Consider the following 6,979-nt stretch of genomic DNA (forward strand, 5'->3'; position numbering starts at 1 on the left):
TTTATTGTTTTTGAAAACAGTTTGATAAGTTTCAAATTGTGTTTCTAAAATTGGCGGATATTTTAAAAAGCTGTTTGCCACAATGGTTAGTTTTCCGTTTTTAGTTAAATGTTGTTTTGCGTTAGCTAAAAACGTTTCAGCAACGCTGTAGTCTGTTGCAATTCCTGTGTGAAACGGCGGGTTGCTCACTATTAAATCAAACTTACCACTAATATTTTTAAGGCCATCACTGAGAATTGCCTCACCAGTTACCCCGTTTAACTTTAAAGTTTGAGTTGTTGCATAGGTTGCAAGTGCGCTTACGTCACTACATACAAATTCAAGAGCTGTATTTTTTAAACCCAGAAAGGTCGCAATTAAGCCAGCACCGCAACCAAAGTCGAGTACTTTACCTTGTTTGGTTGAAGGGGCATTTTCGAGTAGCATTTTGGTACCAGCGTCTAAACAGCCATGGTTAAACACGCCAGGTACGCTGATAGCTGAAAATGATGTATCGGCAATACTAACGGTAAATGTTTTATGGTAATGGCTAATATCAAATTGCGCATTAAGCTCAATTTGAGAAAATGAGTAAAGTACGCAGTGTTTAGCCGAATCAATCTTATTACTATATTGAGCTTTGCCTGCTAATTGTTTTTCAATCGATTTAACACCACTCTTATTTTCGCCAACCACTAATAACTCGGCATCGCTTGTTATTACCGCGCGTATATTATCAAGCGCCATTAGCAATTCTGGTTTTGACTTAGGGTAATAAAGAATAACTAAGTCATAGTCGCTACCGGTAATGGTGTGGTTAACGCTCACATCAACGCCATGAGTGTTTTTAGCAAATTCACCATTAGCATGGTTATAGCTAAACGCTGTAATTTTGCTATTTGGATTCAGCGTTTTAAGCTCAGCTAAAAAGCCATCTTGAACAAAGTTGACCACCAATATAGATTTACCCGTTAATGCCTCGCTATTTCGAAGTAACAGTAAACTTGGGTTGGTTAATACGCTCATAAATGGCTTTGCCTTACTAAGTGTTAAATTAATATAAAAGTGTAATTACTTGGTGCGCTCAAACATTAAGTCCCAAACGCCGTGACCTAATCGGTGGCCGCGTTGCTCAAACTTGGTAAGAGGGCGTAAATCAGGGCGAGGTACGTAGTCGTTTGTTTCTGATTGGTTTTTATAACCCGGAGCCGCTTGCATTACTTCTAGCATATGTTCTGCGTAGTTCTCCCAATCAGTAGCCATATGAAAAACACCGCCTATTTTTAATTTTGAGCGAAGCTTTTCAGCAAATTCAGTTTGTACAATACGGCGTTTATGGTGGCGCTTTTTGTGCCATGGATCTGGGAAGAATAATTGCAATGTAGTTAGGCTTTCATCGCTTAAGCAATCAGCAAGCACTTCTACAGCATCGTGTTCAAACACGCGTAAATTAGTTACGCCCGCTTCGTCGGCATCCATTAAACATGCACCAACGCCAGGGCGGTGTACTTCAATACCAATAAAGTTTAGGTGTGGAGCATTTTTAGCCATTTCGACAAGCGACTTGCCCATACCAAAGCCTATTTCTAGGACTACATCATTGTTGTTGCCGAATACTTGGCTTAAATCAAGCATGCCGTTTTTATGCTCTAAGCCCATTGTTGGCCAGCATTTTTCGATTGCAGCGGCTTGGCCTTTGGTTAATCGACCTTCGCGTTTTACAAAACTGCGAATGGTGCGGATGTATTTACCTTCTTGCTTAGCTTGCTCTAGGTTGGTATTGCTTGATTCACTCATATCTAATTGGCCTGACAAAACAATGTGTTTAAAAATGGTTGCATATTATCCCTGACGATGGCCTCAATCACAAGTATTAGCTGGTTTTACAGCCTCTATAGCTTGATCTTTTTACTCACTGCAATAGACTGACCCGCCATTGAGAATGAGTAAAAGTATAATATGTTGGACTTAAATAAAGAGCAGTCTCACTGGTTTTCAAAGCAAGTAGTTGATTGGTATCACCTTCATGGCAGAAAAACACTGCCGTGGCAATTGGGTAAAACACCTTATAAAGTGTGGGTTTCTGAGGTTATGCTCCAGCAAACTCAAGTTGTTACTGTGATCCCATACTTTGAAAAATTTATGAAAAGCTTTCCTGATATTATCGCTTTGGCGAATGCCGAAGAAGATCAGGTTCTTCACCACTGGACTGGTTTAGGTTATTACGCCCGCGCGCGAAACCTTCATAAAACAGCAAAGATAGTTCGCGATAAATACAACGGGCTGTTTCCTCAAACGCTTGAGGAAGTTATGGACTTGCCCGGTATAGGGCGTTCTACAGCAGGGGCTGTATTGTCATTGTCGCTTGGCCAGCATCACCCCATTTTAGATGGTAATGTAAAGCGAGTATTGGCACGCTATTTTATGGTGGAGGGCTGGTATGGGGTAAAAAAAGTAGAAAACCAGCTTTGGCATTTATCGTCGCAATTAACACCTAAAAATAATGTGACTGAATTCAACCAAGCTATGATGGATTTAGGTGCAAGCTTATGTTCACGTAGCCGCTTTGATTGTGAGCCGTGCCCGTTAAACAGCCGCTGCGGTGCGTTTAATGCTAGTAAGGTTAAAGAATTTCCTCATTCGAAGCCAAAAAAAAGTAGTGCCTAAAAAAAGACTGTCATCAGCTAATTATAAAATAGTGACGATAAGGTCCTTATGGAAAAACGCCCTAGCTCTGGTATTTGGGGGGGATTGTTTGGTTTTTTTGAGTTTGCTGAGCGTAAACAGCTAGATGACTTTTTAGTTCAACATGGCTTTAAATCAGAACTTGAGCCATTGGTACCATTCACCCATGTATTTTCTCACTTTGAGCTGACTATTAACCCACATATATTAAATCTTAAACAAATCCCGGATGTGATTAACGAACGGCAGCTAGTTTGGTACCCGCTAGATCAATCAGTAGAAGTGGGTTTGGCTGCACCAACTAAAAAGTTGGTTAAACAAATTGCACCAATAGGTTAAACTGTTTGCATTTAACGCTTAAGAGAAATTAATTATGGCACGTACTGTATTTTGTCAAAAGTTACAAAAAGAAGCCGAAGGCCTTGGTTTTCAACTTTACCCGGGTGAGCTTGGTGAAAAGATCTTTAATAACATCTCTAAAGAAGCTTTTGCTCAATGGCAACATAAACAAACTATGCTAATTAACGAAAAGCATTTAAATATGATGGATCCAGAGCATCGTACATTTTTAGAAGAACAAATGGTTGGCTTTCTGTTTGAAGGTAAAGACGTAGAAATTGAAGGCTATAGACCGCCAGAAAAATAAATAACTTATTAAAAAAGGGGCTAAAAGCCCCTTTTTTATTGCTAATTATTTAGCTATTAAGTGCTAAAACTCTTCGTTTTCTTCCTCAGCCTTTCTAACTTGCTCTTTTAAAAATTGAGCCGCTTTAGAATATTCAATTTCTAACTGGTCGCGTAAATCAATTAATTCATCAGTTGTTAGTTCGTCCGCTTTGCATTTATCTTCAAATGCACCGGCAAGCTTACCAACTGTTTCTGCCCCAATGGTTTTAGAAATAGATCTGAGTTGATGACAACCCTCAATTATTTCTGCTAGGTCGTTAACCATAACGCCTGAATTTATTGATTTAATTAAACTTTGACTTTGCTCTAAATACATTTTGAAAAAGCGAAGTTGTTTTGCTTTATCGCCATTTACGTATTTGGCGACTGCATCCATATCTATTGGCAAGGCAGTGTTTTGTTGAGGAGCTAGCGCTTGCTTAGGAGCTTGCTTGTCGCTCCAGCGTTTTAAAGTATCTTCAAGCGCATTGAGTTCTATAGGCTTTGTAATAAAGTCATTAATACCTACTGCTAAACAGCGTTCTTTTTCACCTTTGAGAGCGTTAGCGGTAACTGCAACTATATAAGGTTGTGCGTCTATGGCTTCTAGTAATTCAGCTTCGTTACGAATTTTTTCAACCATGTCATATCCCGACATTTTTGGCATGTGTAGATCGGTTAAAATAAGTGAGAAATTGTTCTTTCTCCACATATCTAGGCCTTCTTCGCCATTGTTGGCAACCTCTACGCCATACCCCAATATATGCAACTGGTCAGTTAAAACTTGCTGGTTTAGAAGGTTGTCTTCAACAAGCAAAATTAATTTATTTGATTCTCGAGCTTGCTCAATATTTAAATAGTTATTTAGCGATTTTGCTTTTTTAATTTGTTTTGGTTGATGTAAGCCTGCTGCAACCAAAATAGAAAGCATAAAGTTTGACTTACAAAGCGGAGATGCATTTATGTAAAATATGTTTTTATGATTAATGGCCGCTTCATCTAGTTTGCTTAATACGACTACTTGCTGATTGTAATCCTCAAGTGAGTACAATAACCGCCTCAATAAAGAGTTAATATCATCAATATTATCTATGCCGTCAGCAACCCAAATAGCACCCTCTGTGTTTTGGTGTTGTTCAATTTCTTTTTCTGTGTGCGCATAAATAACTTTTGCACCCATAAACGATAAATAACGGTACATTATTTTTTCGCGTTGAAGGTTGTTACTTACAACAATAATTGGTTTGCCGTCTAAGGCATTTTTATGAGCATATTTTATTTTACCAGAGGTGCTAAAAGGCAGCTCAACGGTAAATTCACTGCCAATACCTGCATGGCTATTTACATGAATAGTACCTAACATTAACTCTGTTAGGCTCTTACAAATAGAAAGCCCTAAGCCTGTGCCACCAAACTCTCTGGTTATTGAACTCTCAGCCTGAACAAACGGGCTAAATATGTCTCTTAGCTGAGCTTGTGTCATCCCTTTGCCGTTATCGGTTACGCAAAAGCGCAAGGTAAAGTGGTCGGCGGTGTTATGCGCAACCTCAACCGAAATTCTCACATGGCCTTGGGTTTTTTCATCAGTGCTTGTGAATTTAATTGCATTGCTGCATAAATTATAAAGTACTTGGCGCACACGTACGCTGTCACCGACTAGATTTACTGGAATATCAGGCGCAATTGATAGTTCTAAATCGAGTTCTCGTTTTTTAGCGACCGACGACAAAACGCGAGTTACTTCTTCTAGGGTATCGCTCACTGAAAAGGGGATTGGGTCTATGTTAAGCTTACCAGCTTCAATTTTAGAAAAATCTAAAATATCATCCAAAATACTCAGTAGTGAGAATGCTGATTCGCGAATAATAGTACTTAAGCGATGCTGAGCACCATCAAGGTCTGTTTGACGAAGCAAGTCGATAGTGCCAATAACACCATTCATAGGCGTTCTGATTTCGTGGCTCATAGTAGCCAAAAAAGGTGGTTTTAGTTTCGCTAGCTCTTTGAGCTTTTAAGGTTTCTCGCTCGAGTGCAATAGTGCGGTTTTGCACCTCTGACTCTAAACCATTTTGTAGTTTTTTCAGTTCTTTTTGTACCGACTCGTTATCGCTAAGGGCTGTTTGCACTTGCTTAAGTAGTACATTTATACTTTGTGCTACAGAGCCTAAACCAATATCTAGCTGTTCATTAACATTACTATTGTAGTTACCTTGCTCTGTAATAGCCTGAAGTTCTTGCGAGAGTGAGTCAGTGCTTTTACGTAAACGGCCATTAATGTATACGTTAAAAAGTAACGCGAAGATAAATAAAGAAATAACAGTTGCGATTGCAACACCATATGCAATTACCTGAGAGTCTTGCATGCTTAATGGTGGTGAAGCTAACTCTTGTTTTATAATTAGCTCACCAATTGGCTGATCGTTAAGCAAGAGAATATGATGCAACACACCTGTGTTCTCATTATATTGTGTGATTTTGATGGACTCAGGTGCGGTCTCGCTATTGCTGTAAACGAGTTGTGTATCAGAAGTCGCGCTGAAACGATAAAGAGTATATTCAAATTCATCATCTAAAGAGGATGTTAAGTCGAGTAATTGCTTAACCTTGTCTTGGCCATACATTGTTAGCGCGTCGATCATAGGCTGATTTAATGTAGATGCGAGTGTTTTAATATTTACCGATGGCTCAGGTTTAACTGTTTGTGTATCGTTTTTGATGTAGAACGAGTAACCAAATACAGCAAGAGCGGTAATTGCAATATTAAATATAAAAAAAAGTGGTAATAACCCTTTTACCGGCGAAGAGAATTTACTCTGCATTGAATGTTCCCATTGATGTGTTTTTGCTACTTTAGCTATTAGCATAGGTATCTGAACTAATCGTACCATTTACCAAAAATAATTCACTACGGTTTTAGTCTGATTTAGTTATAATATTTCATATATATAGACTGGTTTGTGGTAAAAATGTACGTTATCAATAAAAAATGTACTGAGTTGCTTGAAAACCGTTCAAACAGTCGTAAAGGATAAAAAAAAAGTTGACTTGTAAGGGCAAAACTCGTTTAATACGCCGCACGCCCAGACAGCTGACTTAGTAGATGTTGTTGGTAGTTAAATTAAAAATCGGTTAAGATTTTTAATTAGCATTGTTTAAGTGCCTCGATAGCTCAGTTGGTAGAGCAGAGGATTGAAAATCCTCGTGTCCCTGGTTCGATTCCGGGTCGAGGCACCATTTATAAGTTTATCAATCTTTAAAATTGATTAAGTGCCTTAGCACACAGTTTAGTGTGCCGACTTAGCTCAGCTGGTAGAGCAACTGACTTGTAATCAGTAGGTCAACCGTTCGACTCGGTTAGTCGGCACCATTTATTTTAGTTAAGTGTTTTAACAACATTTAATTAGCACTGTTTAAGTGCCTCGATAGCTCAGTTGGTAGAGCAGAGGATTGAAAATCCTCGTGTCCCTGGTTCGATTCCGGGTCGAGGCACCATTTATACAAAGCCTTGCTTATGCAGGGCTTTTTTGTTTTTAACCCCTGTTCAAAACTACCTTTCAAATAATTTAGTGTGCCGACTTAGCTCAGCTGGTAGAGCAACTGACTTGTAATCAGTAGGTCAACCGTTCGACTCGGTTAGTCGGCACCATTC

General features: G+C 39.0%; 3 protein-coding genes, 4 tRNA genes and 2 pseudogenes. 6 read left to right on the forward strand and 3 right to left on the reverse strand.

Features of this window, described 5'->3' with window-relative positions; all coding sequences use genetic code 11:
* Nucleotides 1–1,005: methyltransferase (locus P20480_RS18840; RefSeq protein ID WP_033025888.1), on the reverse strand; the 1,005-nt coding region annotated here is incomplete at its 3' end.
* 45 nt (nt 1,006–1,050) lie between these two features.
* Complete coding sequence (trmB, locus tag P20480_RS01220; protein WP_006794328.1) at nt 1,051–1,776, reverse strand: tRNA (guanosine(46)-N7)-methyltransferase TrmB; 726 nt, start codon at nt 1,774–1,776, stop codon at nt 1,051–1,053.
* Between the two features lie 162 nt (nt 1,777–1,938).
* Between trmB and mutY the strand changes: the two are divergent.
* Both mutY and P20480_RS01215 read left to right on the forward strand, forming a co-directional pair.
* Nucleotides 1,939–3,003, forward strand: a pseudogene (gene mutY, locus P20480_RS18845) (A/G-specific adenine glycosylase).
* 34 nt (nt 3,004–3,037) lie between these two features.
* Nucleotides 3,038–3,310 carry an oxidative damage protection protein gene (locus tag P20480_RS01215; protein WP_006794326.1) on the forward strand — a complete coding sequence of 91 codons (273 nt, stop codon included), beginning with the start codon at nt 3,038–3,040 and terminating at the stop codon, nt 3,308–3,310.
* Between the two features lie 63 nt (nt 3,311–3,373).
* Here the strand turns inward: P20480_RS01215 and P20480_RS18850 are convergent.
* Nucleotides 3,374–6,149 (reverse strand): annotated as a pseudogene (locus P20480_RS18850) (ATP-binding protein).
* Nucleotides 6,150–6,488: 339 nt separating this feature from the next.
* Between P20480_RS18850 and P20480_RS01210 the strand changes: the two are divergent.
* The 4 genes from P20480_RS01210 (at nt 6,489) to P20480_RS01195 (ending at nt 6,976) form a co-directional block, all read left to right on the forward strand.
* Nucleotides 6,489–6,564: transfer RNA gene (locus P20480_RS01210), tRNA-Phe, on the forward strand.
* Between the two features lie 57 nt (nt 6,565–6,621).
* Nucleotides 6,622–6,697: transfer RNA gene (locus P20480_RS01205), tRNA-Thr, on the forward strand.
* A gap of 49 nt (nt 6,698–6,746) precedes the next feature.
* A tRNA-Phe gene (locus tag P20480_RS01200) sits at nt 6,747–6,822 on the forward strand.
* 78 nt (nt 6,823–6,900) lie between these two features.
* Nucleotides 6,901–6,976 (forward strand) — tRNA-Thr (locus tag P20480_RS01195).
* Nucleotides 6,977–6,979: the final 3 nt, after the last annotated feature.

Source organism: Pseudoalteromonas sp. BSi20480, assembly GCF_000241365.1.
Classification (GTDB): domain Bacteria; phylum Pseudomonadota; class Gammaproteobacteria; order Enterobacterales; family Alteromonadaceae; genus Pseudoalteromonas; species Pseudoalteromonas marina.

What these genes read in the sequence shown, in the direction of transcription:
- trmB (WP_006794328.1), bottom strand. Translation starts at nt 1,776, where the DNA reads ATGAGTGAATCAAGCAATACCAACCTAGAGCAAGCTAAGCAAGAAGGT.
- P20480_RS01215 (WP_006794326.1), top strand. Translation starts at nt 3,038, where the DNA reads ATGGCACGTACTGTATTTTGTCAAAAGTTACAAAAAGAAGCCGAAGGC.